This is a genomic window from Leifsonia xyli subsp. cynodontis DSM 46306 (genome assembly GCF_000470775.1).
Classification (GTDB): domain Bacteria; phylum Actinomycetota; class Actinomycetes; order Actinomycetales; family Microbacteriaceae; genus Leifsonia; species Leifsonia cynodontis.
Genome location: NC_022438.1, coordinates 2,429,816 through 2,455,302, shown reverse-complemented (window position 1 = coordinate 2,455,302; position 25,487 = coordinate 2,429,816). Strand labels below are relative to the sequence as shown.

Annotated in this window: 28 protein-coding genes and 1 pseudogene; 18 read left to right on the top strand and 11 right to left on the bottom strand. The window is 65.0% G+C overall.

Annotation, left to right across the window (positions count from 1 at the left end; all coding sequences use genetic code 11):
* Positions 1–143: 143 nt before the first annotated feature.
* Entirely contained in the window at positions 144–551 is a 408-nt protein-coding gene (locus tag O159_RS14735; RefSeq protein ID WP_144267701.1) for a hypothetical protein, read from the bottom strand.
* A 78-nt stretch (positions 552–629) separates the two neighbouring features.
* On the opposite strand from O159_RS14735, the gene O159_RS16915 reads away from it, so the two are divergent.
* The gene (locus tag O159_RS16915) at positions 630–893 is read left to right on the top strand and encodes a helix-turn-helix domain-containing protein (protein ID WP_144267699.1); all 264 of its coding nucleotides are present in this window, start codon (positions 630–632) and stop codon (positions 891–893) included.
* Positions 890–1,105 (top strand): hypothetical protein, encoded by a 216-nt coding sequence (locus tag O159_RS11795; protein ID WP_021755171.1) that lies wholly within the window; start codon positions 890–892, stop codon positions 1,103–1,105. Before O159_RS16915 ends, O159_RS11795 begins: the two co-directional genes overlap by 4 nt.
* A gap of 94 nt (positions 1,106–1,199) precedes the next feature.
* Here the strand turns inward: O159_RS11795 and O159_RS11790 are convergent, their stop codons facing one another.
* On the bottom strand, positions 1,200–1,481 hold the full coding sequence (locus O159_RS11790; protein ID WP_021756005.1) for a hypothetical protein: 282 nt from the start codon (positions 1,479–1,481) through the stop codon (positions 1,200–1,202).
* 64 nt (positions 1,482–1,545) lie between these two features.
* On the opposite strand from O159_RS11790, the gene O159_RS16350 reads away from it, so the two are divergent.
* Positions 1,546–1,833, top strand: coding sequence for a helix-turn-helix domain-containing protein (locus O159_RS16350; protein WP_081689893.1), 288 nt, complete (start codon positions 1,546–1,548; stop codon positions 1,831–1,833).
* Between the two features lie 99 nt (positions 1,834–1,932).
* Here the strand turns inward: O159_RS16350 and O159_RS14730 are convergent, their stop codons facing one another.
* Positions 1,933–2,400 carry a hypothetical protein gene (locus O159_RS14730; RefSeq protein WP_144267697.1) on the bottom strand — a complete coding sequence of 156 codons (468 nt, stop codon included), beginning with the start codon at positions 2,398–2,400 and terminating at the stop codon, positions 1,933–1,935.
* 54 nt (positions 2,401–2,454) lie between these two features.
* Here O159_RS14730 and O159_RS14725 point away from each other — a divergent pair, with 54 nt between their 5' ends.
* Positions 2,455–2,940, top strand: coding sequence for an FtsB/FtsL family cell division protein (locus O159_RS14725; protein ID WP_144267696.1), 486 nt, complete (start codon positions 2,455–2,457; stop codon positions 2,938–2,940).
* A gap of 198 nt (positions 2,941–3,138) precedes the next feature.
* On the opposite strand, the gene O159_RS15115 is transcribed toward O159_RS14725, so the two are convergent.
* Positions 3,139–3,282 (bottom strand): hypothetical protein, encoded by a 144-nt coding sequence (locus tag O159_RS15115; RefSeq protein WP_169725701.1) that lies wholly within the window; start codon positions 3,280–3,282, stop codon positions 3,139–3,141.
* Positions 3,283–3,391: 109 nt separating this feature from the next.
* Here O159_RS15115 and O159_RS11775 point away from each other — a divergent pair, with 109 nt between their 5' ends.
* The 9 genes from O159_RS11775 (at position 3,392) to O159_RS14720 (ending at position 10,401) form a co-directional block, all read left to right on the top strand.
* Complete coding sequence (locus O159_RS11775) at positions 3,392–4,018, top strand: phage tail family protein (protein ID WP_021756002.1); 627 nt, start codon at positions 3,392–3,394, stop codon at positions 4,016–4,018.
* A gap of 3 nt (positions 4,019–4,021) precedes the next feature.
* A complete protein-coding gene (locus tag O159_RS11770) occupies positions 4,022–5,194 on the top strand; it encodes a hypothetical protein (RefSeq protein WP_021754745.1) in 1,173 nt (390 codons plus the stop codon).
* Positions 5,195–5,198: 4 nt separating this feature from the next.
* Positions 5,199–6,395, top strand: coding sequence for a hypothetical protein (locus tag O159_RS11765; RefSeq protein ID WP_021754744.1), 1,197 nt, complete (start codon positions 5,199–5,201; stop codon positions 6,393–6,395).
* 323 nt (positions 6,396–6,718) lie between these two features.
* A complete protein-coding gene (locus O159_RS13495) occupies positions 6,719–7,594 on the top strand; it encodes a glycoside hydrolase family 25 protein (protein ID WP_021756001.1) in 876 nt (291 codons plus the stop codon).
* A 7-nt stretch (positions 7,595–7,601) separates the two neighbouring features.
* Positions 7,602–7,940 carry a DUF2746 domain-containing protein gene (locus O159_RS11750; RefSeq protein ID WP_021756000.1) on the top strand — a complete coding sequence of 113 codons (339 nt, stop codon included), beginning with the start codon at positions 7,602–7,604 and terminating at the stop codon, positions 7,938–7,940.
* The gene (locus tag O159_RS11745) at positions 7,937–8,284 is read left to right on the top strand and encodes a hypothetical protein (protein WP_021754741.1); all 348 of its coding nucleotides are present in this window, start codon (positions 7,937–7,939) and stop codon (positions 8,282–8,284) included. The genes O159_RS11750 and O159_RS11745 overlap by 4 nt, the downstream gene beginning before the upstream one ends.
* Before the next feature lie 108 nt (positions 8,285–8,392).
* The gene (locus O159_RS11740; RefSeq protein WP_021755999.1) at positions 8,393–9,094 is read left to right on the top strand and encodes a RelA/SpoT domain-containing protein; all 702 of its coding nucleotides are present in this window, start codon (positions 8,393–8,395) and stop codon (positions 9,092–9,094) included.
* Positions 9,094–9,363 carry a hypothetical protein gene (locus O159_RS11735; protein ID WP_043993737.1) on the top strand — a complete coding sequence of 90 codons (270 nt, stop codon included), beginning with the start codon at positions 9,094–9,096 and terminating at the stop codon, positions 9,361–9,363. Before O159_RS11740 ends, O159_RS11735 begins: the two co-directional genes overlap by 1 nt.
* A gap of 372 nt (positions 9,364–9,735) precedes the next feature.
* Entirely contained in the window at positions 9,736–10,401 is a 666-nt protein-coding gene (locus tag O159_RS14720; protein ID WP_144267626.1) for a hypothetical protein, read from the top strand.
* Positions 10,402–11,432: 1,031 nt separating this feature from the next.
* Here the strand turns inward: O159_RS14720 and O159_RS11730 are convergent.
* From O159_RS11730 to O159_RS11715, 4 genes are all read right to left on the bottom strand, one after another.
* Positions 11,433–11,768: a hypothetical protein gene (locus O159_RS11730; protein ID WP_021754404.1), complete on the bottom strand. Its 336-nt coding sequence runs from the start codon at positions 11,766–11,768 to the stop codon at positions 11,433–11,435.
* Between the two features lie 452 nt (positions 11,769–12,220).
* Positions 12,221–12,748, bottom strand: a complete 528-nt coding sequence (locus O159_RS11725) for an SRPBCC domain-containing protein (protein WP_043993763.1) — start codon at positions 12,746–12,748, stop codon at positions 12,221–12,223.
* 98 nt (positions 12,749–12,846) lie between these two features.
* On the bottom strand, positions 12,847–14,436 hold the full coding sequence (locus O159_RS11720; RefSeq protein WP_021755996.1) for a phytoene desaturase family protein: 1,590 nt from the start codon (positions 14,434–14,436) through the stop codon (positions 12,847–12,849).
* Positions 14,437–14,446: 10 nt separating this feature from the next.
* Positions 14,447–15,376 carry a LysR family transcriptional regulator gene (locus O159_RS11715; protein WP_021755995.1) on the bottom strand — a complete coding sequence of 310 codons (930 nt, stop codon included), beginning with the start codon at positions 15,374–15,376 and terminating at the stop codon, positions 14,447–14,449.
* 166 nt (positions 15,377–15,542) lie between these two features.
* Between O159_RS11715 and O159_RS11710 the strand changes: the two genes are divergently transcribed.
* Complete coding sequence (locus O159_RS11710; RefSeq protein WP_043994319.1) at positions 15,543–19,193, top strand: bifunctional proline dehydrogenase/L-glutamate gamma-semialdehyde dehydrogenase; 3,651 nt, start codon at positions 15,543–15,545, stop codon at positions 19,191–19,193.
* A 12-nt stretch (positions 19,194–19,205) separates the two neighbouring features.
* Here O159_RS11710 and O159_RS11705 read toward each other — a convergent pair whose 3' ends face one another.
* The 3 genes from O159_RS11705 to O159_RS11695 form a co-directional block, all read right to left on the bottom strand.
* A complete protein-coding gene (locus tag O159_RS11705) occupies positions 19,206–20,639 on the bottom strand; it encodes a sensor histidine kinase (RefSeq protein WP_021755993.1) in 1,434 nt (477 codons plus the stop codon).
* Positions 20,636–21,373, bottom strand: coding sequence for a response regulator transcription factor (locus O159_RS11700; RefSeq protein ID WP_021755992.1), 738 nt, complete (start codon positions 21,371–21,373; stop codon positions 20,636–20,638). Before O159_RS11700 ends, O159_RS11705 begins: the two co-directional genes overlap by 4 nt.
* Positions 21,374–21,623: 250 nt before the next feature.
* Positions 21,624–22,061: an Lrp/AsnC family transcriptional regulator gene (locus O159_RS11695; RefSeq protein WP_021755991.1), complete on the bottom strand. Its 438-nt coding sequence runs from the start codon at positions 22,059–22,061 to the stop codon at positions 21,624–21,626.
* 232 nt (positions 22,062–22,293) lie between these two features.
* On the opposite strand from O159_RS11695, the gene O159_RS11690 reads away from it, so the two are divergent.
* From O159_RS11690 to O159_RS16340, 4 genes and pseudogenes are all read left to right on the top strand, one after another.
* Positions 22,294–23,778 carry a peptide MFS transporter gene (locus O159_RS11690; RefSeq protein ID WP_021755990.1) on the top strand — a complete coding sequence of 495 codons (1,485 nt, stop codon included), beginning with the start codon at positions 22,294–22,296 and terminating at the stop codon, positions 23,776–23,778.
* Between the two features lie 416 nt (positions 23,779–24,194).
* Complete coding sequence (locus tag O159_RS16005; RefSeq protein ID WP_236609489.1) at positions 24,195–24,425, top strand: hypothetical protein; 231 nt, start codon at positions 24,195–24,197, stop codon at positions 24,423–24,425.
* A 54-nt stretch (positions 24,426–24,479) separates the two neighbouring features.
* Positions 24,480–24,941 (top strand): annotated as a pseudogene (locus O159_RS16345) (extracellular solute-binding protein); the annotation flags it as partial.
* A gap of 97 nt (positions 24,942–25,038) precedes the next feature.
* Positions 25,039–25,485: an extracellular solute-binding protein gene (locus tag O159_RS16340; RefSeq protein WP_269078358.1), complete on the top strand. Its 447-nt coding sequence runs from the start codon at positions 25,039–25,041 to the stop codon at positions 25,483–25,485.
* The last annotated feature ends 2 nt before the right edge of the window (positions 25,486–25,487 follow it).

The window sequence follows — 25,487 nt, the reverse complement described above, 5'->3', positions numbered from 1 at the left end:
CGCAAGCGCGAACTGTTGCCACAACCATCTGTTGACGCTCCGGAGACATCCGAGCGAGAGCCGCCTCGAACTCGGATAGGAACTCTCGTGCCTCCGTCGATAGTCCACCAACACTCGTTCTCATCACGTTCATCGACTCATCGTCAACCAAAGTGGTCCATGAGGTCGTCATGGGCGGATTTAACACGCTTGACCTGTGTGTCGCGGCGAACCTTCGTCTTCACGACAAGATTTGAGGAGGTTCCATCCTTATGAGTCGCATTGGCACCATCGCGTCTCTCGTGGGCCATCGATACATTCTCGAGTTCAAGCCGCTTGCGCGCAGCTGCGATCAAGGAGAAGGCGGTTTCCCGGAACAGCGGTGCGAAGTTGTCGATGTCCGTCGTGGTCCAAGGCTCTTTTCCGGTGATGCGAGAGGATACATACGGTTGCGTCCGGTTGATGGCCTCGGCTATTTCTTCTTGGGTCGGCTTCCCTCGCCGCGATGGCCCCCGGCGAGCCGAGATCTCGTCATGAAGCGCTCGTGAGAGCGGAGTAAGCGGGTCGGTCATGGACCATAAAATAACCTATAAAATATAGTCAGCGCAATAGGGATTGACTTCCATAGCTACTGCTATATAGTTGTGGCTATGGAAGTCACTCTCACCGAAGCGGCTAGAGCCGAGATCAAGGCCGAGATCGCGCGGCGTGGGCTCTCCCAGTCGGTTGTAGCGAAGGCATGGAGAATCTCTCAGCCGAGCACTTCCGCAAAGCTCAGCGGGAGGACCGAGCTGAGCGCGGATGACATCGACCGAGCCGCTCGGGCGCTGGGATATGACCCCTTCGACTTCATCGAACGGGCCAAGCGGAACGCTTCGTACCCCCAGCTCCCTACAGGGGCAGTTGCGTCATGACGCTCCGTATTGAGTTCGCGCCCGCGTTGATGACGCGGGAGATCGCCGCGTACTACATCGACGGCACCCTTCGAGACATCGACGACCTACGAGCAAAAGGCGAACTGACCCCCGTCGGTGGCCAGAAACGGATCAAGTTCCGCAAGACCGACTTAGACCATTACATCGCAGCTCTTGAAGAACGCGACCTCATCAAAGAACGGTCGCACTAAGCCGCCCCTGTCCGTCCCCCGTCACATGAGCCACCCCGGCCTGTTGGGCCGGCTAAGAAAGGAGCGCGTTATGAATCACATCCCATTCGGTGTGTCAGCGGGTGGTGGTGTGATCGTGCCATGTCACGGCGTCGCGGGCGAAGGCGTGGGGGGTGGTGCCGAAGACTTCGGCGAGCATTTGTATGTCGGTTGCGTTCATGGCGCGTTCGTCGAGGAGCAGGTTTCGCCAGTAGCTGTAGCTGCGTCCGTTGGATGTTGCGCGTTCGAGTGCGCGTCCGGATGCGTCCCACCCGTTCTCACTGTTGAGGTGCGCGAGGTATCGGTTCAGTTTCGAGGCGAACTGACCAGGGGGGCTGTCGCTGACCTTTTTCCGCACGGGAGACATTCTACTCAGATGTTTTCTCTTGACAACAGGCTTTGCGTGTAGGTAGGTTCTGAATATGTTTCCAATTAGCAACACTTACGCGGTGTCCCTCGCGGGGGCTGTGCGTGCCGAGCTGGCTCGACGGGGAAGACCTGGCAGCGACCTTGCGTACATCCTCGGAGTGAGCAGAGCCACGGCCTACCGTCGCCTCAATGGATCTGACGCCCTTGACGCGGATGAGATCGAGAAGATCGCCACCGCCCTGGGAATGAAGGAGGCGGACCTTCTCGAGTCCGCTGATTTCGGTCGCCGGATCGCTGAGCGTGCGACGGGAGAGCACGCGCGGACGGAGCGTGCCGCGTGACTGGGTGGGTGTTGTCGGTGTTCGTGGTGGTTGCCGCGGCCGGGTTGTGGTCGATCGTTTCGGTTCAGCATTTGATTCTGAAGCAGACCCGGGAGTTGTTCAGGCTGTTGGCTCAGGTGCGTTCGGAAGCCCGTGGAAGTGGTGTCTCCTGCGCCGAGGCGAAGGGTGCTGAGACCAAATGATGGTCAACCGAACCCCTCGGGCATCCCAGGTCTCTGTATCGGGCCACGGATCGGGAGTCCCGAGCTGGCCTTGGGCGAGCTTTGCGTCGGTTGGCAGCCACACATCAATCATCGCCTTGCCGCCGTTTGCGATGCGCGCGACACGATCACATGACAATATCGCTGCTCCATCCGTCGCCCATTCCACGTTCAGGGCGTCGCCGTCGCCGACATTCATCACCGAGAACAGGACGAGAACCCGCCCGTCTTTGATCGTGTATCCCACCCGCTCCACTTGTGGTGCCGTCCAGTGTGGGCGGGGCGTGTATCGCCACCGCTGCCAGACGGCCCACCCGGTGAACGCCGCTGTCGCGACAGTAGCGGCAAGAACGATGCCATCAGTCATTCCGGAAGCCTACTCACCAGGGTATGGCACAACCCAAAAATCGGAGCGTGCTGCGTGATCTCGTTTTGGATGTCGATTGCTGTTGCTGTTGCTAGTGCGATCCTCGTGTTTCTCGTGTTTCGCGTTTTTCTTGCTTGCAAGGACTTCGTTAACCAGTGGGGGGTTCGTGCGCAGATCCGGGATTTGCGCAAGCAGGTCGTTAAACAGGATGCGAGGAAGTACATCCCTGGTCTGGATAACCAGGAGCTTCGTGAAGACATTGAGAAGCTTCGTCAGTTCATCCGGGATCTACAGGATTCACGGCAAGCAGTGCCTTCTGACGCCTCAGCCTGTGGCAGTTGTGTCTCCTGCGCCGGGGCGAAGGGTGCAGATACTCCCCGTGAAATGGCGTTAGCTCTCGGATGTAATCCCCGCTGGCACGCCGAGCGCGTCCACACGCTCAGCGATGAGCACGGTCCGGAGGTGGCGATCTTGCCTCCCGAAGCCACCATCATCCGGACTTCCTCTGGGTTGGTATCACCCGCCGCACCTTCCGCCTGATCACGGCTTCCCAATCTGTCACGACAAAAAGCGAGACGCCCCGGGGTGGCATCCGGGGCGTCTCAGGAAGGAATCGCAATGAGTTCCACCGAGATTATAGCGAGTCTCACGGTTGAGGAAGATGCTGAGATAAACGCTCGTGCCCGTCAGATCGCTCTTAGTCGCCTGGCGATCGAGAGGGCACGAGTCCTCGCCCCGTTACTTGTTCGCGATCCGTTTAAGAAGCCGTATGACCTCGTCAAGTTTCTCCAGGATCGCCGTTCCGTTCGATGCGGCGTCTGCGGCGTAGCTGGCGGCTGCGCCGACCTCATTGATGAGCTGCTTGACCGTGTTGTTGTCCATGGTTCTCCTTCGGTTGGCGCGTCCGGGGCGGAATCCCGTGGCGCTTCTTCCCCGATCGTAGGAGCCGCTCCCGGTGTGAGTTCTTCGGCCACACCGGGAGCACCCAGCTGTGACCCTCACGGACGCATTGTCGGCGCTGCGGGGCGTGCTTTCGCCGCAGGCGACGGCGGGGCCGTTGTGGGTGAAACTGCCCGGCATGGTCGCGCAGGGCATCCCTGCGAAGGTCGCCAAGCGTTCATTCCCTCTCGGCCTGGAATGGTATGCCGGATCGGCCAGCGGTGCGGTGCAGTTCCGATGCCCGGACCCCGCCTGGCAGTCGCCTCCCCGCATCCTGCAACTCGCGGCGTCGGGTGCGAGCGCGTCCGGTATGACGTTCCCGCTGTTCCAGGCGGTGCCCACCGTCCTCGACTTCGGTGTGACGGACCTCTCCTCGGGGGCGGTCACGCTCACGAACGCGGGGAACACCCCCGCGTTCCCGTATGTGGTGGTGACTGGTCCGGTGTCGGGGTTCTCGATCGTCATCGACGGGAACACGGTCACCTACACGGACACGGTGCCCGCCGGCCAAACGTTGACCATCGACTACAGAACCGGTTACGCGACCCTCACCGGCGGTGTCGACCGGACCACCAGGCTGAGCTCGCGCCAGTTCTCCGCGGTCACGTCCACCAGTTCTGTCTTCTTCTCCGCCGCGGCTGGTGTCGCGGCGATCACCATCGCCGACCTCTGGAGGTAAGCCGTGACCGCACGCAGTGGACTGTTCGTCGCCCCCACCAGCAGTGGTGCCGGCACGGCACCGATCGATGCCCGCCTGGCGCTCTCTGGCATCATCGGTGCGACCCCCCAACTGGTCCAGGGCGGGACGGTCAGCCAGTCAGCGTCGACGATGGCGTTCACGATCGCGCCCGCTGTGCTGCAATTGCCGGATCCGACGAACGCGGCGGCATCGTTCGTCTCCGCCATCGACCAGACCGTGCTCACCCCTGCCGCCGGACCCGCGACCGGTTCCCGGATTGACCTGATCGTCGCGAAGCAGAACAACCCGGAGAACGGCGACGCCGACGCGCGCGCGTCGTTCTCCCTCATCGCCGGGACCGCCGGGGCGCCCGGTGTCGCGCCGGCTGTACCCGCCGGGTATCTCCGTTACGCCGACATCACCGTGCCGACGAACGCCGCCAGCGCCGCCGCCTGCACACTCACCCTTCGCTCGCCAACGACATTCGCGCCCGTTGACATCATCGCTGCGACCTACGCCCTGCTGAGCACGGTGACCGGGACCGCTGGTCAGCACGCCACCATCTACAACGACAACGCGAACAACGGCGACTATGTGTGGAGCGGCGGCGGCTGGGTGTCGGCCGCCGTGGCGCAGCAGCAGGGCCTCACCCTCATTACGCCGACATCGGTGGCCGCCACGGGCGGAACGGCGAGCGTGAGCGCGCGCGGAGCTGTCACGTACTCGGGTGTCACCAAGCTCGTCATCAGCGGGGTGTTCACGTCAGTGTTTACCAACTACAAGGTGATTATCGCGAACACGGGCAAATCGGCGGCGTCGAACACGGCACTCCAAATGGTGGCCGGTGGCGCTGCCGACGCGACCGCGGCGAACTACCAAGCCGTCCGTGGCTACGACACCGGGACAGGCCGCGTGGTCAACACCACCGCGGGCACCCTTGGAGCTATCGAGCTCGAGGCGGGAACGCAGACGTTGACCGACATCGAGGTTACTCTCTACGGTCCCGCTCTGGCCGCGAACGTGACCATCGCCGCGTCCGCCGTGTCCTACCCGTACTCGGCTCAAATCTCGGGAAAGTACCTCACCGCCGCGTCGCACGATGGATTCGCGCTCTCGCAGAACACGAGCGGGACCATGACCGGGCAGCTGTGGATCTACGGGCTCGGCAAGGGGTGATTCGATGTCGTACGCCATTTTCCTGTGTGAGACCGTCACCGAGGATATGCTGGCCCCGCTGGACGGCAACATCACGTCATGGAAGCGGGAACTGCTCGGTAATGACACGGCCACGGTCGAGCTCGCCCCTGGGGCGCTCACCATGGCGAACAGGGACCTGATGCGCTTGAACACCACCCCGTGGCGGACCACCCTCGTGATCGAATGGCAGAACCCGCACGACGCGATCGGTGTTCCAGTGTTCGCCGGCCCGATCACCACGCGCGCATTCGACGGGCAAACGGTGACGTTGAACGCGGCCGGGTTCCGCAGCCTCCTCGACCGGCGGAAAATCATCAACTGGGTCCCCCCGTATGCGACGCAATCGCAGCGGTGGACGGGCATGTCGCTCGGGTCAATTTGCGTCAGCATGCTCACCTTCGTCGTCGGAAACACACTGCCGATCATCTACCCGACGATCGAAACCGACACCGACCCCACCCATGTGAAAACGTACAACGGGTTCAATCTGAAAACAGTCGGGTCAGCGCTCATCGACTTCTCCGGTCTGATCAACGGCCCCGAGCACGACTTCACCCCGGTCTGGTCAGACGGCAACCGGTCACAGATCAACTGGCTGATGCGCATCGGCACCACCGAACAGCCCTTGCTGATCACACCGTCCCCGGTAGCCTTCGACGCCACCCAGCCAGGATCACCGGTGAAGAAACTCACCCACCTGGAAGACGCCTCCCAAATGGCCACCCGGCAGTGGGGCAACGGGGCCGGCTCCGACGTGGACACGCTCATGTCCACGGCAAGCGACGACACCCTTGTCAACGCCGACTGGCCCGACCTGGAGCAGCAGAAAGACTACAAAGACATAACTGTCCAGAGCACACTGGACGCCGCTGTCGCCGGGGATCTCGCGCTCGCCCAGAACCCGATAATCCAGTTCGGGCTCGAGGTCGATGGGTCCCAGCCACCCCTGGCCGGCACCTACACGTTAGGGCAGCTCTGCACGGTCAACGTTCGAGAACACATCTGGGTCCCCGACTCCCCACCCGGCGGCTACACCATGCGCATCATCACCCTCAGCGGCGACGCATCAACAACAGTGAAACTCAGCATGCAAGGATCTACAACCCATGGCCGCCCGGTCAACATTCGAAACCACATGTGGGTCCCTGACTCATCAACGGGACGCTACATCATGACATGATGCGTCGCCGCTGAGGGCGATGACGCATGAACAACAGTGAAACTGGCAATGCAAGGAGTGTGACCGATGGCTGTGGACGACCCGACCGGGTTCAACGCCTCTATCCTCGGCGAGATCAAACGCATCAACGCCCGACTCGACCAACTCTCCGGCGCCCCCCTCGGAAAACTCAAAACCCGCACGGCTGCGAATTACTATTCGGGGTTCTCCTGGACCGGCACAGCCACGGCCGGCCCCCGCTCCTGGATCACGGCCGGCGCTGCTATCGTGGTGCCGCCGTTCGCGACGAAAGTGTGGATCCACGCCCTAGCAACCTCAGTGGTGTGCTCCAACAAAGCCGCGCCAATGTTGGACTCACCGTCGGGTCCTGCTACCGGGCACAGGTCGCGCTCGCGCGGGCCGCGGGGAGGCATGTCGGGCATTACTTCTTCAACGGGAACCTCGACCCAGTGGTGTGCGCGGACTTCTTCGCCGACAACCTCGCCTACGTCGCCGGGGATTCGCTGTGGCTCGATATCGAGGACGAGGCATCCACAGGCACCCGGGCGTGGAGCCCCGCGCAGGCGCTCGCCTTCCTGAACCAGGTGAAGACCCGTCTCAGGGTGGTCCCGGGCGTGTATCTGAACAAGTCGCTCATGGACGCCGCCGACTGGTCCGCCGTCGTGGCGGCCGGCGCGCCCTTGTGGATCGCCTCCTACACCCCGTCCCCACCACCCATCCGGTGGTGGCCTGACTGGACGGTATGGCAGTACACGTCCACCCCCATCGACCGTAACAAAGCCCAAACGTCGCTGACCACAGCGTTCACAACCCCAACCCCTCTGGAGGAGGACATGAAAATCCAGCTGATCAAAACGGGCGACGCCTCCGGCGCGATCGGCACGTTGAACCCGGACGGGACCCTCGACTGGCTGACCGCGGACGAGTTCCAAGCCCTGACCCGCACCGGCCTCATCGAGCCCGTCCACGCGGAAGGCGACGGGACGGTATGGGGCATCCTCGCATCCCGCACCGCACGCCTCCGCGCACAACAGGGCGGCGACCCCGTGGCCCTCGCGAAGTCCGTGTCCGCCCTTCTCGTCCCGGCCGTGCTGGCCGGCATCCAGGCCAACAGTGGCCTCTCCCTCACCCCTGAACAAGTCCAGGCCGCGTGCGAGACCGCGATCAAGGACGTGTTCGCCCACGCATCCCAGGGATGACCGCACGATGAGCGATGCTGTCCTTCTCGGGGCGATCGGGTCGATGCAGGCGGTCGCGGTCGCGCTCATCTACGTGATGGGCCGCCGACAGGCCAGAAGCACCGACGCGATCCGTTACGAGGTCACTAACGACCATGACCAACCCTTGCGCGACGACATGGACGAGAAACACGGCGCGGTCATCCGTGGCATCAACACCGTCGCCGTCACCGTGCGCACGATCATGCGCGACATCGGCGGCATCCGCCACGACATCCGCCAACTCCGATCCGACCTCTCCCACACCGACCAACGTATCGACAACCTCGAACACCCCCGACCACACCTCCCCGAAGGAGAATCATGAGCAAGCACCTCACCGCCGAGATCCCGGAGATTATTCACACCGGCCAACGGGTCCTCCGCACCATCATCCAGACAGGGATCCCCGCCTTCCTGACCTTCGCCGTGATCCTCCCGCAGGTCATCGACGCCCTCGGCCTGCCCCTCACCTCGAAGGTCTACCTGTGGCTGGTCGGCCTCGCCGGCATCGTCACCGGGATTGCCGCCGCCCTCACCCGCATCATGGCCATCCCCACCATCAACCGGTGGCTGACAACCATCGGCCTCGGCACCATCAAAAAGACCGACCCGCAAACCCCCGCCAACCCGACGCAGGACCCCACAACCACCCCACCCGCCAACCCCTAACACCCACCACCACGCCCCGGCCCACCCCTCAATTGAGGCGGTAGGCCGGGGCCGTTTCGGCGTGCAGTGCGGACGAGGTTGTAATCTCAGATCGACAAGAGGAGGCTTGTGGATGAGATCGTGATCTCGAAATCGCAGGTTGACAAGGCCGGCTCAGTGATTCGTAAGTGCTTCCGCGGCGAACTCGGTGATGAAGCACAGGTGAAGCACGCATTCCGTGTGGTTGAGGCGTTCCGGGCCGCTCATCAGGTCCCACTCGCCAAGGCCAACATGGGTCTGCGGTCGATGATCAAGACCGAAGGTTGTCAGGTTGAAGTCTCGCAGCGTCTCAAGCGATTCACGACGATCATCGACAAACTCACCGCCCGGGAGCAGACGCTTGCGCTCTCAGGGATGCAAGACATTGGCGGTTGCCGCGCCATCCTCGGCAGCGTCGAGGAGATCCGCCGTGTCGAGGCCCGGCTACGCAAGCGCCGTCCCGTGACCAGATACAAGGATTACATCACTGACCCTCGCCTTTCAGGCTATCGCGGAGTGCATCTGGTTGTTAAGTATGATCAACGGTGTGTGGAGATCCAGCTACGCACCCCGCTCATGCATCTTTGGGCGATCACGGTCGAGCGCCAGTCGGCGCTCGTCGGTGAGAACCTCAAACAAGACGGATCTCATGCCGTCCAACAGTTGATGTCGGTGATGTCACGGGCAATGGCCATCGACGAGGCAGGCGAGACCATACCCAGCTCTTTACTCGAAGAGATCGAACGCCTTAGAGTTCAAGCAACTCCCTACCTCGAGAAAGGATCGGTGTGATGACGACTATCCAGCATTTCATTCTGGTGTTCGACCACTCCAAAGGTCACCTCACCGGCGAACCGCTCGAATACGGTCAGGACAGCGAGAGCGCCCTTGCCCGCTACTCCGAGCTTGAGGAAGAGTTCCGCAGCAACACGAACATGGACATCGTCCTCATCGGCTCGGACTCTCTCGATACCGTCAAGGTCACCCACGCCAACTACTTCGATGGGACCGCTGCGTTCGCGAAGTACCTGAACGACATTCAGGCACAACGAACCAACTAACCCCTCGCCCCACCCCAGCGGGAACACCACCCACAACCAGCTAACACCCGACACCGCCACCCTGCCCCACCCATCTCTTCACGAGGTTGGGCGGGGCGGGTTTTTGTCGTGCTTTTCGGTGGTGGTTGGGGGTGGAGGCCAACGCTGAACGTGTTCGTGATCGCCTTCGCCGGCCGTGGCTGACTCCCTGGCCTTAACTGAGCCTTAGGGTCACCGTCCGTTTCCACCATTTTTTGGATAGGCCTCCCCGCAGACCCGCTCATGGGGTTAACCTCTTCCCTGCCTCCCAGACAGGCCCCCTCATGAGGGGCCTGTCTGGGGGGAATGCTCGCTCGTATGGTGCGAGGGGTAGCAGGAATTGAGGAGGTTTTGATGTTGGGTGTGTTCTCACAATCTTGGAGGGTTCGGGTTGTGGCGGGGGTGGCTGGTTTGGTTGTCGCGGGGCTGGTTGCCGGGTCGTCTGTTGTGCTGGTTTCGCGCGTGGACTCGGCCGTGGGGTCACCGATGCGTGATACCAAGACGGTGGTCGACTCTCGTACCCGCCCGGTTCCCCAGGCTGAGGAGGGGCCGTCGGAAGATGATGGCGGTTTTTCGTTCACCGTGCCAGGCGAGCAGACGAATGAGGTTGTCGATGCGGGTGGTGTTTCCCGGCGACCGTTTCATGGCACCGGGCGTGCTTTGGGTTCTACAAAGGTAGGGGAGACGGTTATGAGTGTTTTTCCGACCGAGAATGCTCTGCAGGTTCTGATGCGGGTGCCGTCACCAGGTGCGGTAAGGGAGTACCGGTTCCCGTTACAGATGATGAAAGGTCTTCACCCTGTTATCCGCCAGGACGGTTCCGTAGCTGTTGTTAGTGACGGGCAGAATGATCCGGTCGGAGGGTTCGCTGTTCCCTGGGCTGTAGACGCGCACGGCGAAAAGGTGGGGGCTTCCTTCCGCCTCGAAGGAGGCGACCTTGTAGAAACCATCAATGTGCGGCGCGCAACGGTCTTCCCTGTTACGGCAAGCCTTGAGCAGGTTATGCAAGAAGGTCAGTAGACCGGAAGTGTTCGTGAGAACTATTTCCAGTAAACAGCTTTTTCCAATGTTTCTTAGAGGACTTGTTTCCGTTTTGAAAGGTAAGGTTTTTAGTTTGTTTAGTTTTCGTCGGCGTGTTTTACGTCGCCGAGCATCGATCGCGGGTCTCGTACTAGCTTTGGTCGTCGGCCTGGGGGTAGCCACCACAGGGCCCGCGTCCGCAGTCGAACCGTTACGTACGGATCCGAATAATATTGTCGGCGGCACCCAATTAGACATGCCTCGGGTCCCCTGTACAGCAGCTTTTGTGCTATCAAGCATAGGTTTCTGGGATAACTTGACCGCATACCGTCGGGCTATTCGGTACGTGGCCACTACAGGGCACTGTGGGAATGAAGGCGATGTTGTCAAGGTCGGCGGCTCGGTTGTCGGAAAAGTTTACTACAAGGCAGACGATGCTGACCTGATGCTTGTTCGTGTTGTGCCTACAACTCGGCGCAGTCGCTATTGCCATTTTGAAGTCAAGGGTTATACATGCACGATGATTATGCACAGCGCGCCTCGCGCTTTTAATAGGGTGATTATATATCATCCTGGGTTGCATGGTTACGCGACCGTTCCTGTCGTCAATTACTCGGACGGCGCCGGTAATGCATTATTTTTCTGCACGAGTGGTATCGTGGGGAGTTATACTTGTCTCTGGCGTCCCATCAGTCCTCCCGAGCCTGTTCGTGAGGGGGAGAAAACCGCAGAAGGGCCTCTTGGTTTAGGCGGCCCTGGTGATTCCGGAGGGCCAGTTTTTAGTAGCACCAATGACAGGAACCCCCTTAGTGGTGTGACCTTGTATGGCATGATAGTAGGTGGATATAGAGGCGAGCGGGAACGAACTAAGATGCGTTACCTTAGTGCGGCATTTTTCTTAGATGGTGGTGCTGGCACCGCTTTTTCTTTAGCTCCTTCCTGAGTAAGCCTAACGACTTCAGTAAGTGCTATATAGATTTCCATCTACCGCCCCCGCACAACCCCTGTTGTGCGGGGGCGGGCTTCGTCGTTCAGTTGGAGCCGATGAGTTCGGCGGTGCGACCCTGGAGAACGAACCCATCTTCGGGACCATCATCTTCCAGGATCGTCGGGTTGCCACCCGCGATCCTGACCGCCGCATCGAGGGCAAGGACACCGATGCGCTTCGCGTCAGCCGCCGACTCGGCCTCAATGAGAACCGAGATGGTCACCACCCGCTCCCGCAGAGATGCGGTAACGTCGCTGCCGCTGAGGAGACCCTCGGACGCCTCTTCGAGTTCAAGAAGAGCTTCCATCACCGCGTCTGTCTGCGCATCCAGGTCATTGTCCCCGGACACATAGAACTGGCTGTGGATGCTGGTAAGCATCAGTTCTCTCCTCGCGATCCGGTATAGCAGTCAAGGTTGTAAAGCCACTGCAGCTTGTGATTAGCGTAGTATCCGCCGCTGGGCGTCAGATGGACGAACGTCTTGTGCTCCGCGGAGCACGGACAATACAGCCTGTAGTACTTAGGCGGGTCCTGGATTCGCCACCCTGCTTCGTGGAACTCGCCAAGCAAAGCCTCCAATTCTTTCTTGGGGTGCTTCCGCCAGTATCGCCCCACCACGATCCTTCCGTCCAGGGTGCAGCCAAATCGTATCGACCGCAACCTCCAGGCGGTAGACATACCCCCACCCCCCTGCCCACACTTTGCCCACAAACACCCCCCTGCCCACACCCGACAAGGCTGCCACCTCGGGGAAAGCTTCACCGGGCTATGTGGGTAGTAATGTGGGGACTACACCCATCAATTCCTTGCCAATAAAGGGAACTGAACCGCTCACCGTCTCTGCTGAGCGGAGAGGCGCTCGGCCCGGAGGTCGTGGTCGAGTTCGCGGCAGAGCGTCTTGTAGTGTTCGAGCCAGTCCGGCGGCGTCTTGTCATCGTGTGCGGCGACGAGACGGTCGAGGTAGAAGTCCCAGCCGACGCCCATGTTCGCCTCTTCTTCGGAGAGCGACTGCATCCGCTGGCCGAAGGTGACGGTGGTGTTGCCGCTGGCCTCGGTGAGGTGTACGTACATCACGAGCGCACACAGGGACCTGCCGACATCGACATGGAGGCGGTGTGGCGCGTCGCACAGAAGAATGGCGACGTTCTCCCACTCGGCGTTCTCGCCCTCCTGGTTCATCCGGAACCGGACCGCCCCCGTCGAGGGCGTCCCGGTGTACTCTCCGATCCACTGGGCGAGGCGCGGGGACCGGGAGAAGTAGGACCAGACCTCTTCGATCGGCGCTCGGAAGATCCGGTCGAGGACCACATACACTCCGTCGTCTTTGCGGATAAGTCGTCCTGTCGGCTGCCGTATCATGCTGACCTCCCGGGAGTGCGATTGCTGGTGTTCCCCACCTTAGCCACGTCTCCGCCGCAGCGCAGAGGGAGGTCTCTGAGCATCGGATTCGAGTGCTCTCAGCCCTCCAGCACGGCCATCGCCGCGTTGTGCCCTCCGAGCCCGCTGACCGCGCCCCCACGGCGGGAGCCCGAGCCGCAGAGCAGGATGCGGGGATGCGCGGTGGCGACGCCCCACCGTTCGGCCGGTGTGTTCAGCGGGTCGCCGTCTTCGGCGAACGGCCAGGTGAGCGGGCCGTGGAAGATGTTGCCTCCGGGCAGGTCGAGGTCGCGTTCCAGATCCCGTGTGGTCGTCGTCTCGATGCAGGGATCGCCGTTCGCGTCGGTGAAGAGCAGGTCTTCGATCGGCTCGGCGAGGACGGAGTTCAGCGAGGCGAGCGCGGCGGCCTGGAGGCGTTCCCGGGTCGCGTCGTTGTTCTCGTCGCTGAGCCACCGGTCAGGGGTGTGCAGGCCGAAGACGGCGATCGTCTGGGCGCCCGATGCCGCGAGATCCGGGTCGAGGACGCTGGGATCGGTGAGCGTGTGGCAGGAGATCTGGCAGGGGAGGAGGTCGGGCATGACGCCGCGGAGCATCTCGGAGTACGCCTGCTCCAGCTGCGTGTAGCTCTCGTTGATGTGGACGGTGCCGCCGAAGGCCGCTTTCGGGTCGATCGACTCGTCGCGCAGGCGCGGGAGGCGTTTCAGGAGGAGGTCGACCTTCACTTGTGCGCCCTCGGCCCGCGGTCGCGGGGTGGCCGGTTCTTCGCCGAGCAGGCGGTCCAGGACAGCGGGGGCGGCATTGACGAGGATGTGCGTGCCGTCGACGCGGCGCTCGTGGCCGTTGCGGGTGTACCGGACGCTGCCACCGGGAGTGATGCCGGTGACCTCCGCGCCGGTGACGATGCGTGCGCCGGCTTCGCGGGCGACACGCAGGAGCTCGCCGGTGACAGCGCCCATGCCGCCGACCGGAACATCCCAGTGGCCGGTCCCCTGGCCGATGACGTGGTAGAGGAAGCAGCGGTTCTGGGCGAGTCCGGGATCGGCGGTGCTCGCGAAGGTGCCGATCAGGGTGTCGGTCGCCACAACGCCGCGGACGAGGTCGTTGCGCAGGCGGCTCTCGATGAAACCAGCGATCGGGCGCTCGATCAGCGCCTCCCACAGCTCGTCGTCCGCGACGAGGGCCCGGGCTTCGGACCGGGTGAGGAGGGGTTCGGTGACGGTCGGCCAGAGCGCGCGGGCCGCTTTTCCGGTCGCTTCGGAGAACGCAGCGAGGGCGGCGGCGTCGTCGGGGGCGCCGATGCGCGAGAACGAGGCCGCCGTCGCCGCGTCGTCGGCGCTGTCGATGAGCAGTCCAGCGCTGTCCGGGTCGCCCGGCACGGGCGTGTATGAGGAGTAGCGGCGGCGGGCGAGGCGGATATCGAGGCCGAGGTCGTCGACGATGCGCTGGGGAAGCAGGCTTATGAGGGAGGAGTACCGGGAGAGGCGTGCCTCGACGCCGGGGAACGCTTGTGTGCTCACGGCAGCGCCGCCCACCTCGTCCAGGCGTTCCAGCACGATGACGCTCTTGCCGGCGCTCGACAGGTAGGCAGCGGCGGTGAGCCCGTTGTGACCGCCGCCGACGATCACCACATCGTGACTCGCGGCGCCGCGAAGGGCTTCGGGGTCGGTCATGGAGACGAGCCTAGGGGAAGGGACCCGGCGCGGGGCGGTCGGCCGGCGGTCGCGGGATCGCCGCGGCGAGAGCCCGGCGGCACGCCACCACACCCGGGCTGACGGCGAAGGAGCGGCGGGCGGAGGTGAAGATCGTGCGGCGCGGGGAACCCGGCAGGGGGAGGAGGCACACGCTCGGCTCCTCGCCGGACCAGACGAGGCCGGGCAGCAGGCCGACCGCGTTTCCCGAAGCGATGAGCCGGATATGCGCGACCAGGTCGGCGGTCTCGAACCGGACATCGGGTTCGAAGCCGGCTGTGCGGCAGAGCTGGACGGCCCAGGTGCGGGCGGCGGTCCCCTCGGGTTCGAGGACCCACGGCAGGTCGGCGGCGGCGGCGAGGGAGGCGGTTCGGATGCGGGCGTCCCGTCGTCTGGCGGTGGCGAGGTGGATGCTGTCGGTCGCGAGCTCGACGCGGTCCAGGTCGTTGCGCATCCCCCGGGCGCTGCCGGGGTACTGCTCGGCGATGGCGAGGTCGACGTCGCGGGCGGACACCTCGAACAGCCCCTGGTCCGGTTCGCGCTCGGCGATTTCGACGCGAAGTTCGGGGAAGTCGCGTGCGAGGGTGTCGAGGGCGGTGGGCAGGATGGCGTGTGCGGCGGACTGGAAGACGGCGATCCGCACGACGCCGCTGACGGTCGTGCTGGAGGCCGCGACCGCGGACTCGGCGGCGTCGAGAGCGTCCAGGATGCCGGTCGTGCGCTCGGCGAGGAGTTCACCCTGCGGGGTGAACCGAAGACGGCGCCCGGATTTGACGAGGAGGACCGTGCCGACCTCCCGTTCCAGGGCGGCGAGTTGCTGGGAGACGGAGGACGGGCTGTACGACAGGGCTTTGGCGACGCCGGAGACGGTGCCGCGGATTCTCAACTCGTGGAGGAGGCGAAGCTTACGAGTGTCGAGCATCGCGCATCCATTCGGTTCAGCTTCACGCTATTGTTCGGAAACATTCGCTTTTTCCGATCATAGTCAGACCCGAGAATGTACTCCACAGGTTCCGCGCGGCTGCGACTTGTCCACAGGTTCGGACGGTCGGCATGCCGCCCAGGCAGCGAGGAATACAGTCGTGGACATGGTTGAGAGCAGGGACGTGGTTGCGGGACGACTGGCCGATGAGGCGGTCGAGCTCGTGCGCTCGTGGCTCGCGCAGAGCGCGGGCCACGGTGGGGAGGCGGTCCACGAGGACCCGGCGGCCGAGCGTTTGGCGGGTGTGCTGCGCGATCCGGACGGCCTGGAATTCGCAGTCGGGTTCGTAGACGGTGTGGCCCGGCCGCAGGATCTCTTCGTCGCCGGGTACAACCTGCAGCGCGTCGCGAAGAAGATTCCGGCGTTCCTGCCCTGGTACATGCGGTTCGCGATCTGGCTGGGCGGTGTCTTCGGTCCGGTGCTGCCGTGGGTGGTCATTCCGATCGCGCGCCGTGTGCTTCGGCGGATGGTCGGCCATCTCGTCGTGGACGCGACGCCCGAGAAGCTCGGGCCCGCCATCGCGCACCTGCGCGCACCCCACGACCCGGCCGGCCACGGCGCGCGCCTGAACCTCAACCTGCTCGGCGAGGCGGTGCTCGGGGAGAAGGAGGCGGCGCGGCGGCTGAAAGGCACTCGTGCGCTGCTGGCCCGGGACGACGTCGACTATGTCTCGATCAAGGTGTCGTCGATCGCCTCGCAGCTGTCGATGTGGTCGTTCGACGAGACGGTCGCACGCGTGGTAGATCGGCTGACGCCGCTCTACCAGCTGGCCGCGTCATCGCCGACGCCGAAGTTCATCAACCTCGACATGGAGGAATATCGCGATCTCGATCTCACGATGGCGGTGTTCACCGGCGTCCTGAGCAAGCCGGAGTTCCTCCGTTTGGAAGCGGGGATCGTGCTTCAGACCTACCTCCCGGATGCGCTCGACGCGCTTCAGCGGCTCACGGAATGGGCGACCGAACGACGGGTCGCGGGCGGTGCTCCGATCAAGGTGCGGGTCGTGAAGGGCGCGAACCTGGCGATGGAGCGGGTGGACGCCGCGATCCACGGCTGGCCGCTGGCCACATACGGCAGCAAGCAGGCCACCGACGCGAACTACAAGCGTGTGCTCGATTGGGCGCTGACGCCGGAGCGCACCGATGCCGTGAAGATCGGCGTCGCCGGACACAATCTGTTCGACGTCGCCTTCGCGTGGCTGCTCGCCGCTCGGCGCGGGGTCGCCGAGCGGATCGACGTCGAGATGCTGCTCGGGATGGCGACGGCTCAGGCGGAGGCCGTGAAGCGGACGGTCGGAGAGCTGCTGCTGTACACGCCGGTGGTCAATCCGGACGAGTTCGATGTCGCGATCTCGTACCTCATCCGCCGGCTGGAAGAGAACGCGAGCCCGGAGAACTTCATGTCGGCGGTGTTCGAGCTCGGGTCGGACCCCGAGCTGTTCGAGCGTGAGCGGCAGCGCTTCCTCGCCTCGGTGGCGGAGTTCGAGGCGGATGCCCTGTCGCATGAAGCGGCGCCGCTTCCGAACCGCATACAGGATCGCACCCGGGAGTGGGAGGAGTCGACGGCGGCCGCCTTCACGCGGCCGTCGGCGGACGATCCGGTGCCGGGTGCGGCGGACGAGGGCCTGACGAGCATGGTGCTCGGCCTCACCCGCGGGTCGAGCGGGGGTCTGGAGTTCGCTGACGGCGCCGTCGGGGAGCGGAGCAGCCGAGACGAGGGGCGCTCGGGGTTCGAGAACGCCGCTGACACCGATCCGTCGCTCGCAGCCAACCGGGCGTGGGGCCGCCGCATCCTGAGCCGGGCCGGGGCGAGTGAGCTCGGGGTCGCGGCGATCGCGAGTGCGGCTGTCAGCGATCCGGCGACGCTGGACGGGCTTCTCGAAAGCGTGCGCGCGGCAGGGGCCGCGTGGGGTGCTCGCAGCGGTAAGGAGCGCGCGGGCCTCCTCGATCGGGCCGGGCACGCGCTGGAAGCCAACCGGGACCGCCTGATCGAAGTGATGGCGGCCGAGACCGGCAAGACCATCGCGGAGGCTGATCCCGAGGTGAGCGAGGCGGTGGACTTCGCTCACTATTACGCGACCCTCGCGCGCGAGCTCGACAGCATCCAGGGGGCGCGGTTCGTTCCGTCGCAGCTCACGGTGGTCGTCCCGCCCTGGAACTTCCCGGTCGCCATCCCAGCGGGCGGAGTCCTCGCGGCGCTCGCCGCAGGCAGCGGGGTGATCGTCAAACCCGCGCCGCAGGCGAAGCGCAGCGGCGCGGTGATGGTCGAGGCACTGTGGGAGGCGGGCGTTCCCCGGGAACTGCTGGTCCTTGTGGACATCGGGGAAGACGAGCTCGGGCAGCAGCTCGTGGCCGACGCCCGGGTCGATCGGGTCATCCTCACCGGATCGTACGAGACGGCCAAACTGTTCCGTTCCTGGCGTCCGGATCTCCCGCTGCTGGCGGAGACGAGCGGGAAGAACGCGATCATCGTCACGCCGAGTGCGGACTACGACCTCGCCGTGTCGGACATCGTGAAGAGCGCCTTCGGGCACGCCGGGCAGAAGTGCTCGTCCGCGAGCCTCGTCATCCTGGTGGGATCGGTCGCGAAGTCCGAGCGGTTCCGAAACCAGCTCGTGGATGCGGCCACCAGCATGCGGGTCGGTTACCCGCAGGACCCGACGAGCCAGATGGGCCCGCTGATCGAACCGGCGAGCGGCAAGCTCCTGCACGCGCTCACCACGCTCGGTGCGGACGAGGGCTGGCTCGTTCAGCCGAGACAGCTGGACGACAGCGGCAGGCTGTGGTCGCCCGGCATCCGGACTGGCGTCCAGCCGGGATCGTACTTCCACCTCACCGAGTTCTTCGGGCCGGTGCTCGGGATCATGACGGCCAGGACCCTCGAGGAGGCGGTGCGCTTTCAGAACGCGATCGAGTACGGGCTCACGGCCGGTCTGCACTCGCTCGACTCCGAGGAACTCGCGCAGTGGCTCGACACCGTCGAGGCGGGCAACCTGTACGTCAACCGCGGGATCACCGGGGCGATCGTCCGGCGGCAGCCGTTCGGCGGGTGGAAGCGCTCCTCGGTCGGTGCGGGAACGAAAGCGGGAGGCCCGAATTACCTGATCGGGCTCGGAAGCTGCGAACCGGAGCTCGGCCAGTCGAGTTCCAGCCTGCACCTGCGTGGCCTGGAACAGCGGGTGACCGACCTGATCGAATCGGGTCAGTCGTCGATGGGCTATCCCGCATTCGACCTCGTGCGGCGGTCCGCGCTGAGCGACGCGATCGCGATGGCGACGGAGTACCACCAGGTGAGAGATGTCTCCGGGCTCGGAGTCGAGAGGAATCTCTTCCGCTACCGCCCGGTCCCGGTGACGGTTCGGTTGTCGGAGGGCGCGTCTCTACCGGAACTGCTTCGTGTGATGGCGTCCGCGACGGTGGCCCGCTCACGGTTCTCGGTCAGCACGAGCGTGAAACTGCCGAGGGGGACGGCGCAACTGCTCCGTGAACGGGAAGTGGAGGTCGTGGTCGAGTCCGACGCGCACTGGCTCTCACGGGTGCGTGCGCAGCGCATTCCGGACCACCGCATCCGGCTGATCGGCGGCGACCCGGTGGAACTGGCCGTGGCGCTCAGCGGCAGCCCGGATGTCGCGGTCTATTCCGGCTCGGTCACACCCTCGGGGCGAGTCGAGGTGCTGCCTTTCCTGCACGAGCAGGCCATCTCGATCACCAACCACCGGTTCGGGAATCCGACGCGGTCGACAGAGGAGGTCATCTGACCGGCGGGGACCCTATTCCGTCACCAGCGGCAGCCGCACGACGACCACCAGGCCCCCGTCATCCGCGTTCTTGAGGCGCACCGAGCCTTCGGCCGCGGCGGCGAGGGCGGAGACGATGGCGAGCCCGAGCCCGCCGCCCGTCCCGGACTGGGAGGTGCGGGCGTCGTCGGCGCGGGTGAAGCGGTCGAGGGCGACCGGAATGAACTCCGCGGGCATGCCGGGGCCCGTGTCGCGGACTGTGAGGAGGGCGAAATCCTCGGCGACAGTGAGGTCGGCGGTGACGATGGCCTCACCGGGGCGGCGGTCGGCAGGCATGGCGCGGATGGCGGTGATGGCGTTGCCGAGCAGATTGTCGAGGATGCGGCCGAAGTCCGTGGGAGAAAGGGCGATGCGGGCCGAGGGGCCGGGTCGGCGCCGGGGATCGTAGGAGAAGTCCACGGAGATGTCGCCGGAGTCCTCGTCGCTGCTGACGAGGAGGCGCGCGCGGTCGATCGCGTCGGTCAGCTCGTCCACGAGGGTGCGCCAGCCGATGCGGCCCTTCGCTGGGCCCGCCTCGATGCGAGAAAGCTCCAGCAGGTTGTTGGCGAGCTGGCCGAGACGGATCGCGGTGGCGTGGGAGGAGCGGATGTCGGCCAATAAAGCGTCCGGGTCGCCGGCATCCAGCTCCGCGAGCTCCAGACGTCCACGGAGGACGGCGAGGGGGGTTCGGAGCTCGTGACTGGCGTCGGAGACCATCTGGCGCTCGCGTTCGGCGGAGGCGCGCAGCCGGCGGATGAGATCGTTCAGCGTCGTGGCGAGCTCGGAGAGCTCGTCGCGTGCGGGGCCGACGCTGAGGAGGCCGGCCGACTCGTCCCTGCCCGCGCGTTCGGAGCCGGCGATGCGCTCGGCCTGCTCGCGCATCCTGCTCACCGGCCGGAGCGCAGTGCGGGTGAGCAGCCAGGAGGCGGCCCCGAAACCGAGGACCACGATGCCCGCGCCGACGAGTAGCGCCAGGGTGAGGCGGTCCAGGATGAGGGCCGTCGTCTCATCGTTGCGCGCGGCGATGATGTGCAGGGCTCCGGCCGGTGTCTGGACGCTCCGGACGAGGACGAGGTACTGGTCGTCCCTGATCTGCACGGTGGTCGGGTCGTCCCCGAGACCCAGCAATTGCGGGACGCGGGACGCCATCGCGGAGGGGAGTGTCGTCTCGAGCAGCTGGCCGTCGGAGCCGACCACCGCGAGCTCCTGGCCGCCACCGGGCAGATTGAACGGTCCATCGGGATTCTTCTGCACGGACGCCTCGGGCCCGCTGATGTCGTTGGTGAGAAGGGTGACGGTCGCGTTGTGGAGGATGGAGGAGACGCCCACTCGGATCACGACGACCGCCGCCAGGCCGAACAGGGCAGCGACGATGAGGCTGCCGATCGTGATCCGTGCGGTGATCGACAGCCGCCGAAGCCAGGTCACGGAGCCGCGGCCTCCGGGGCGGCCCCGGCCGCGCTCCCGCCGGACGGCTTCGGTTCCAGCGCGTTCTTCGCGTCCAGGCGGTAGCCGCGCCCCCGCTCTGTGACGATCGACAGGCCCGCGCCTGCGACATCCAGCTTCTTCCGCAGATACGAGACGTACTGGTCGATGACGTTGGTGCCGATGTTCTCCGTCGTCCCCCAGACCGACTCGAGGATGTCCGTGCGGGAGAGCGTCTTGTCCGGGTTGGTCGCGAAGAGGCGCAGCAAGGTGAACTCGCGGCGGCTGAGCGGCATCTCGTGGCCGGAGACGAGCGCCTGGTGTTCGTGGGAGTCGATCGTGAGACGGCCGACGATGATCTGGGGTCGCATCCCGGTGGGCTCCCGGCGCAGCAGCGCGCGGACCCGGGCGGCGAGCTCGGCGAACGCGAAGGGCTTGGTGAGGTAGTCGTCCGCTCCCGAGTCCAGGCCGTGAACACGGTCTTCGATCGCGTCGCGGGCGGTGAGCAGAAGGATGGGCATGGCCGTGCCGGAATCGCGGATGTGCCGGCACAGCTCGAACCCGCTCATACCGGGGAGCATCACGTCGATGGCGGCGGCCGAGTAGGTGTCGTCGCGCAGCGCGATGAGCGCGTCCACGCCGTTGGTCATCAGGGTGACGTCGTAGCCTTCCGCGGCCAGACCGCGCTGGACAAGCCCTCCCATATCCGGATCGTCTTCGACAACGAGCAGCTTCATGCGCCCATCGTGCCACTCTTGCCCGTGGCGGCGCTCCGTGCGAGGCGCTGAGAGCTGGGTGTCCGCTGAATGTTCTCGCAGAACAAGGATCAGGATGGCTCGACAACGGCCTCAGCGACCCGAGAGCGGCGACCTGTTCGAGCGCATCCGCTCGCTCCCGGCAGCGTCGGCAGGGCTGTCCCGGAGAGGCGGCGCGGTCCCGTGTCGACGCCCGAGGGGGTCGTTCCGCCGGTCGGGCGAGGTCTGGGGCTCAGCCGGTTCCGCGGTCGATCAGGCGCGAGAGCACGATCGCGCTGCGCGTGTGGTCCACATTCGAGGCTCGGCGCACCTTCTCGAGCGCGGCCTCCAGACTCGGGATGTCGCGCGAGCGGATGTGAACGATCGCGTCTGCGCTCCCGGTGACGGTTCCGGCGTCTACGACCTCCGGCACGGCCGACAGAATGCGCAGCAGTTCCTCGGGTGAGACCGTGCCCCGGCGGAAGAGCTCCACATAGGCCTCGGTGCTCATTCCGTCGAGGGCGGGGTCGACCTGGATCGTGAAGCCGCGGATGACTCCGTCCGCGACGAGGCGATCCACGCGGCGCTTGACCGCGGACGCGGACAGGCCCACGATCTCACCGAGAGCGCTGTACCCGGCGCGGGAATTCTGGCGGAGCAGGTCGAGGATGCTGCGATCGAGGTTGTCCACGGGGGAAGCCTACGGTGGATCATTGCATGGCTGCGTGTTTCACGCGTGAATCATGCGTAGATGGGCGTGGATTCGCTCGATTGCGAGCCTGGCGCTGCTGCACTGGGGGGCTGATCCGCTCGGTCTCTCCTCGGGAAGGAGCGACCGGCCCGGGCGAGACGCGCGCAGATTAGCACGCGAGCGCGCGGCTTCCGGAATTCACGTTGGGCTGCCGGGGTGGGAGTATTGCAGCATGGGCACTACCAGCAACGGTGACAGTTCTCTGGCGAAGACTCGGGAGCCCCTCGGCCACGGGTTCTTCGGGCAGCCTCGGGCGCTTGCCAACGTCTTCGGGGTGGAGTTGTGGGAGCGGTTCTCGTTCTACGGGATGCAGGGCATCCTGCTCATCTACCTCTACTACTCGGTCGAGAATGGCGGGCTCGGAATCGACCGGCCGACGGCGGCGGGCGTGGTGGGGGCCTACGGTGGAGCCGTCTACCTGTCGACCATCCTGGGGGCGTGGCTCGCGGATCGGTTGTTCGGCTCGGAGCGGGTGCTCTTCTGGAGCGCGGTCGTCATCATGGCGGGGCACCTCGCCCTCGCGGTGCTGCCGGGCATCGCGGGCGTGATCGTCGGTCTGCTGTTCGTCTCGGTCGGAAGCGGCGGTCTGAAGGCGAATGCGACGCGGATCGTCGGCTCCCTCTACGACGAGGGCGATTCGCGGCGCGATGCGGGCTTCTCGATCTTCTACCTCGGCATCAACCTGGGCGGTCTGCTCGGACCGCTGCTGACCGGGCTGCTCCAGTCGAAGCTCGGGTTCCACTGGGGTTTCGGTCTGGCGGCGGTCGGGATGGCGATCGGGCTTTTCCAGTACTCGCTCGGCCGGAAGCGGCTGCCCGATCAGGCGCGCGAAGTGCCGAACCCGCTGCCCGCGAAGCGCTACCCCCTCGTGGCCGGGGTCGGCCTCGCGGGTGTGATCCTCATCCTGGTGCTGGTGCTGACCGGGGTCATCACCGCGGAGAACCTCGCGCTGTGCGTGATCGTCGTCGTGATCCTCGCCACGATCGCGTACTTCGCCGTGATCCTGAGCTCGAAGTTGCTGAGTGGCGAGGAGCGCAGCCGGATCGTGGCCTTCATCCCCCTTTTCGTCACGAACGCGGCGTTCTGGACGCTGTACCAGCAGCAGTTCACCGTGGTGACGATCTACTCGGACGAGCGCCTGGACCGCAACCTCTTCGGCTGGACCTTCCCGGTCTCCTGGGTGCAGTCGATCAATCCGATCTTCATCGTCGTCCTGTCCGGAGTGTTCGCGGCGATCTGGACGAAGTGGGGCGCCAAACAGCCGTCGACGCCGATCAAGTTCGCGGCCGGGACGGTGGTGATGGGCCTCGCGTTCTGGCTGTTCATCATCTGGGCCGGCGGCGGGAAGAACAGCACGCCGCTGCTCGCGCTGGTCGGCATCCTGCTGGTGTTCACGATCGCGGAACTGCTGATCTCGCCGGTCGGCCTCTCGGCCTCGACGAAGCTGGCTCCGCAGGCGTACCAGACGCAGATGGTGGCGCTGTACTTCCTCTCGGTGTCGCTCGGGACCGCGATGGCGGGCGAGCTGGCGAAGAAGTACTCGCCGGAGACCGAGGTCGTCTACTTCGGGATGATCGGCGCGGTGGGGGTCGCGATCGGGGTGGTGCTCGCGGCGCTGAGCCCGTGGGTGCTGCGGATGATGCGCGGGGTGCGCTGACCTGTCAGGCAAGCGGTCCCTCCGCGCCGGTTTGTGCTGGCTGGGGATGCGGTGGACCGACCGCAGCGGGGCAAGCGCTGATCGCCGATTCGGTGCGCACTTTCGCCAGAGCGGTGGCGGGCCGGGGACCGCCGGGCCATGCCGTTCCCCGTCGTTGTTCCGGTGCGGGCGACCGGATGGGGTTCGCTGCCGCCGAGGAGCCGAGTCGGCCGGCAGCGACGTCCCTGCGGCAGTGGCAAGCGGGCGCAGTTGCACCGGGCGCTCGTCACTCACTGAATGCGTCTCTTTTCGAGCGTCAGTAAATGCATGCATGACGGTGGAACAAACTTGCAAACTCGACACCAATTATGAAGGATAGTTTCAGAAGCGGACACGTTCTGCGATCACTATTTCCGTTTCAAGGAGGAGACAGCACCATGAAGAAGCGCTATCTCTCCATCGCCGCACTCACCGTCGCCGTGCTCGGGCTCACCGCCTGCTCCAGCGGCGACAGCGGCGATGGGGGCCCGATCGACGCGAAGGGCCAGAAGCTCACCGTGTGGATCATGCAGGGCACCAACCCTGAATCCACCTCTTTCTTCAAGGAGGTCGGCGACGAGTTCAAGAAGGAGACCGGCGCCACGCTCGATGTGCAGTTCGTCCAGTAGGCCGATGCGCACGACCGCTTCATCACCTCCATCGCCGGTGGCACCACCCCGGACGTGGCCGAGACCGGAACGACCTGGACGGCCGAGTTCGCCGACGCCGGCGCCCTCGCCCCGATCGGCGACCACGTGAAGAAAGACGGTCTCGAGTCCGACCTGGTGAAGGGCCTCAAGGAGTCGGGCACCTACGACGGAGAGCTCTACGGGATGCCGTGGTACGCCGGAGTCCGCTCGATCGTCTACCGCACCGACGTCTTCCAGGAGCTCGGCCTCGAGGCGCCGAAGACCTGGGACGACATCGTCGCCGCCGCCGAGAAGATCAAGGCCGCCAAACCGGACATGATGCCGTTCGTGGTCCCGGGCAACGCCGAGTTCGGCGTGTACCCGTGGGTGTGGGGCGCCGGCGGTCAGGTCGCCACCGAGAAGAGCGGCAAGTGGACCTCCGGGCTCGACTCCGCGAAGTCGCGCGAGGGCATCCAGTTCTACACGGACCTGGCCACCAAGTACGGCTTCTCCTCGGCGGGTGCGACCACCTGGAAGGAGACCGACGTCATCGACAACTTCAACAAGGGCAAGGTCCGCCATGTCGATCCAGGGCTCATGGACCCCGGCAACCGTGGCCAAGAACGCGCCGGACCTCGTCGGCAAGATCGGCGCGGTGCCGATCCCGGGCAAGGAGAGCGGCATCAGCCCGTCGGTGCTCGGCGGCTCCCACCTGTCGATGTTCGAGTCGGCGGAGAACAAGGATCTCGCCTGGGCGTTCATCAAGATGATGACCACCGGGACGTTCGAGAAGAAGTGGACCGAGCAGATCGGCTACTTCTCCGGCCTCAACTCGCTGGTCAAGGAGACCATGAAGACGGACGACCCGCTGGTGAAGCCCTTCGCCACGCAGATGGTCGACGGCGGCGCCTCGCTGCCGGTCAGCCCGAACTTCGGCAAGGTCCAGGCCAAGCAGACGACCAACACGATGATCCAGGCGATCCTCTCCGGGCAGAAGACGGTCGATCAGGCCACGTCGGACGCCGCCAAGGAGATGACCGATCTGCTGAACAGCAAGTAGGA

What these genes read in the sequence shown, in the direction of transcription:
- O159_RS14735 (WP_144267701.1), bottom strand. Translation starts at nt 551, where the DNA reads ATGACCGACCCGCTTACTCCGCTCTCACGAGCGCTTCATGACGAGATC.
- O159_RS16915 (WP_144267699.1), top strand. Translation starts at nt 630, where the DNA reads ATGGAAGTCACTCTCACCGAAGCGGCTAGAGCCGAGATCAAGGCCGAG.
- O159_RS11795 (WP_021755171.1), top strand. Translation starts at nt 890, where the DNA reads ATGACGCTCCGTATTGAGTTCGCGCCCGCGTTGATGACGCGGGAGATC.
- O159_RS16350 (WP_081689893.1), top strand. Translation starts at nt 1,546, where the DNA reads ATGTTTCCAATTAGCAACACTTACGCGGTGTCCCTCGCGGGGGCTGTG.
- O159_RS14730 (WP_144267697.1), bottom strand. Translation starts at nt 2,400, where the DNA reads ATGACTGATGGCATCGTTCTTGCCGCTACTGTCGCGACAGCGGCGTTC.
- O159_RS15115 (WP_169725701.1), bottom strand. Translation starts at nt 3,282, where the DNA reads ATGGACAACAACACGGTCAAGCAGCTCATCAATGAGGTCGGCGCAGCC.
- O159_RS11765 (WP_021754744.1), top strand. Translation starts at nt 5,199, where the DNA reads ATGTCGTACGCCATTTTCCTGTGTGAGACCGTCACCGAGGATATGCTG.
- O159_RS11750 (WP_021756000.1), top strand. Translation starts at nt 7,602, where the DNA reads ATGAGCGATGCTGTCCTTCTCGGGGCGATCGGGTCGATGCAGGCGGTC.
- O159_RS11745 (WP_021754741.1), top strand. Translation starts at nt 7,937, where the DNA reads ATGAGCAAGCACCTCACCGCCGAGATCCCGGAGATTATTCACACCGGC.
- O159_RS11735 (WP_043993737.1), top strand. Translation starts at nt 9,094, where the DNA reads ATGACGACTATCCAGCATTTCATTCTGGTGTTCGACCACTCCAAAGGT.
- O159_RS14720 (WP_144267626.1), top strand. Translation starts at nt 9,736, where the DNA reads ATGTTGGGTGTGTTCTCACAATCTTGGAGGGTTCGGGTTGTGGCGGGG.
- O159_RS11730 (WP_021754404.1), bottom strand. Translation starts at nt 11,768, where the DNA reads ATGCTTACCAGCATCCACAGCCAGTTCTATGTGTCCGGGGACAATGAC.
- O159_RS11725 (WP_043993763.1), bottom strand. Translation starts at nt 12,748, where the DNA reads ATGATACGGCAGCCGACAGGACGACTTATCCGCAAAGACGACGGAGTG.
- O159_RS11720 (WP_021755996.1), bottom strand. Translation starts at nt 14,436, where the DNA reads ATGACCGACCCCGAAGCCCTTCGCGGCGCCGCGAGTCACGATGTGGTG.
- O159_RS11715 (WP_021755995.1), bottom strand. Translation starts at nt 15,376, where the DNA reads ATGCTCGACACTCGTAAGCTTCGCCTCCTCCACGAGTTGAGAATCCGC.
- O159_RS11710 (WP_043994319.1), top strand. Translation starts at nt 15,543, where the DNA reads ATGGTTGAGAGCAGGGACGTGGTTGCGGGACGACTGGCCGATGAGGCG.
- O159_RS11700 (WP_021755992.1), bottom strand. Translation starts at nt 21,373, where the DNA reads ATGAAGCTGCTCGTTGTCGAAGACGATCCGGATATGGGAGGGCTTGTC.
- O159_RS11690 (WP_021755990.1), top strand. Translation starts at nt 22,294, where the DNA reads ATGGGCACTACCAGCAACGGTGACAGTTCTCTGGCGAAGACTCGGGAG.
- O159_RS16005 (WP_236609489.1), top strand. Translation starts at nt 24,195, where the DNA reads ATGAAGAAGCGCTATCTCTCCATCGCCGCACTCACCGTCGCCGTGCTC.